At 67.5% G+C, this 3,069-nt stretch carries 3 protein-coding genes; all 3 read left to right on the plus strand.

Features of this window, described 5'->3' with window-relative positions:
- Nucleotides 1-1,279: chemotaxis protein CheA (locus AX750_RS25030; protein ID WP_197432863.1), on the plus strand; the 1,279-nt coding region annotated here is incomplete at its 5' end.
- A 56-nt stretch (nt 1,280-1,335) separates the two neighbouring features.
- Nucleotides 1,336-1,773 (plus strand): chemotaxis protein CheW, encoded by a 438-nt coding sequence (locus tag AX750_RS25035; protein WP_067255172.1) that lies wholly within the window; start codon nt 1,336-1,338, stop codon nt 1,771-1,773.
- Between the two features lie 29 nt (nt 1,774-1,802).
- Nucleotides 1,803-3,069: methyl-accepting chemotaxis protein (locus tag AX750_RS25040; protein ID WP_156449925.1), on the plus strand; the 1,267-nt coding region annotated here is incomplete at its 3' end.

The following is a 3,069-nucleotide window of genomic DNA, read 5'->3' on the forward strand; positions in this document are numbered from 1 at the left end:
GTTCAGCTCGGCCTTCTCGGGGGCCGGCGCGGCTGCGCCCGCCCCCGCCGCGCCGGCCCCCGAGAAGGCCGAGCTGAACCGCCGGGCCGAGGACAAGGGCACCACGACGGTGCGTGTCCAGGCCGAGCGCCTCGACGAGCTGATGGACCGCGTCGGCGAGCTGGTGATCGCCCAGGCCCGCCTCAGCCAGATCGCCCATTCCGGCAACGACCTCGCCATCAAGGCGATCGCCGAAGAGATCGAGCGCCTGGCCTCGGGCCTGCGCGACTCGACCATGGGCGTGCGCATGGTGCCGATGGGCTCGCTCTTCGCCCGCTTCCGCCGCCTCGTCCACGACCTCTCGCGCGATCTCGGCAAGCCGGTCGACTTCGTCACGGTCGGCGAGGACACCGAGATGGACAAGACCATGATCGAGCGTCTTGCCGATCCGCTGGTCCATCTCATCCGCAACGCCATCGACCACGGCATCGAGAGCGCCGAGGACCGCGCCAAGACCTCGAAATCGGCGACCGGCCGCATCGAGCTGGCTGCCCGCTATGTCGGCGCGCAGGTGCTGGTGACGGTGCAGGACGACGGCGCCGGGCTCAACACCGCCCGCATCCGCGCCAAGGCCGAGGAGAACGGGCTGATCCCGCCCGGCGCCAATCTCAGCGAGCACGAGATCCACCAGTTCCTGTTCCATCCCGGCTTCTCGACCGCCAAGACGATCTCGGCGCTCTCGGGCCGCGGCGTCGGCATGGACGTGGTCAAGCGCACCATCGAGGCGATGCGCGGCACCATCGATCTGACGACGATCCCCGGGCATGGCTCCTCGGTCACGCTGCGCCTGCCGCTGACGCTCGCCATCATCGACGGCCTGCTGATCCGGGTGGGCGAGGGACGCTACATCATCCCGCTCTCGGCGGTGGAGGAATGCATCGAGCTGACGGCGGCCGACGAGGCCCGCGCCAAGGGCCGCAGCTTCCTCAATGTCCGCGGCGACCTCGTGCCCTTCCTGCGGCTGCGCGATCTCTTCGATTCCGAGGGCCAGGCCGATCCGCACCAGAAGGTCATCGTCACCTCGATCGGCGACACCCGCGTCGGCCTCGTCGTCGACCAGATCATCGGCAGCCACCAGACGGTGATCAAGTCGCTGTCCAAGCTCCACGCCGACGTCACCATGTTCTCCGGCGCCACCATCCTCGGCGATGGCTCGGCGGCGCTGATCCTCGACGTCGCCCAGCTCGTCACCCTCGGCCAGTCCCGCGCCGAGACCGACAGAACCCCGGAGGCCGCGTGATGACGCAAGCTCAGATGCAGGTCGCCGGCGCGGATGCCGGCGCAGGCCTTCCGCCGATGGCCGAGACGCAGCTCCAGGTGCTGATGGTCGGGCTCGGCAACGAGATCTTCGCGATCGAGACCGACATGGTCCGCGAGATCATCGACCCCGTGCCGGTGACGCGCGTCGCCGGCGCCCGCTCCTTCCTGCCGGCGCTGATCAATGTGCGCGGGAACGTCATTCCGCTGGCGGATCTGCGCATTCGCTTCGGCATGCCGAAGACCGAACAGACCGCCGATACGCGCATCGTCGTGATCGAGGTCGAGATCGACGGCGATCCCGTCACGCTCGGGCTGCTCGCCGACAAGGTCTACGAGGTCACCGAGGTCTCGACACGGCACATGCAGCAGACGCCGCGTCTCGGCAGCCATTGGCGGCCGGAGTTCATCCGCTTCATCACGAAGTGGAGTGAGGAATTCGTCATCGTTCCGGACATGTCCAGGATTCTGGGCTGAGTTTTACTTGGGGATTGGGGGCTAAGAGTATGCGTTTCACGATCAAGGCCAAGCTGGCGACAGCATTTGGCGTCATCATCACACTCTCCATGGTCGCCGGCGGGCTCTCCTATCAGGAGCTGGCCAAGATGGAGACGTCCCAGCAGACCATCATCGGTCAGGGCCAGCGGATTTCGAAGATCGCTGAGATCCAGAGCCAGCTCCAGGCCCAGGTCCGCGCCGAGAAGAACGCGATCCTCGCCTCCGAGACGAAGGACATCGAGGCCGCCGCGGCCGAGATGATGACGCGCCGGGCCAATGCCGCGCGGATCACCTCGGAACTCTATGCGATCGCCTCGCCCGAGGGCAAAAGGCTGATCGACCAGGCGACGGCCAAGAGCAAGGTCCTCAACGATGTCCAGGACGAAACCGTCCGCAACGCCAAGCTGAACTCGGCCAATCGCGCCTATGATCTCTGGGCCGCCGAAGGTGTCCCGGCACTGGCGGCGCAGAACGCCGCCTATGACGCAGCCCTGACCGAACTCGCCAAGCAGCCCGACTCGATGCAGCACACCGTCGCCGGACGCGCGGTGATGACGGCCCGTTACGAGACGGCGCGCTATCTGCGCATGCTGATCGAGACCTTCACCGCCACGACGATGGCGGATCTCGATACCAAGCGTCAGGCGCTCGCCAACCAGGGCGAGGCTTTCAAGCGCACCAAGGCGGCTGCCGTTTCCGCGCTGAAGGGCGTGGGTCTCCCGACCCAGGACATCGAAAGCCGGGGCGAGCAGGTGCTGTCGGTCGGCACCCGCGCCTCCGACATCGCTCGCGAGGGCGGCGTCATCAAGGCGACCGACCTGACCAAGAGCGAAGGCCGCAAGGCCCTGCTCGAGACGCTCGCCGCCTATGACGCCTACACGGCCTTCGCCGAGAAGCGCATGGCCGAGATCGCGACCGAGGCGACCTCGGCAGCCGCCTTCGCCAAGATGATGCTGCTCTCGATCGTCGCGGCCTCGCTGCTGATCGCCGTCGCTGCCGCCGTCTGGATCGCGCTCAACATCAGCCGCGGTGTCGCCGGCGCCGTCGCCATCGCCAATGCGGTTGCGGCCGGCGATCTGACCCAGACCGCCAAGGTGCAGTCCAATGACGAGGTCGGCGATCTCGTCACCGCGCTGAACGGCACGGTCGAGAAGCTGCGCGAGGTCGTCGGCCAGGTGACCTCGGCCGCCGAGAACATGTCCTCGGGCTCGCAGGAACTCTCGGCGAGCGCCGAGCAGCTCTCGCAGGGCTCGACCGAGCAGGCTTCGTCCACCG

The organism is Methylobacterium sp. CCH7-A2 (assembly GCF_001557075.1).
GTDB classification, from domain to species: Bacteria; Pseudomonadota; Alphaproteobacteria; order Rhizobiales; family Beijerinckiaceae; genus Allobosea; species Allobosea massiliensis.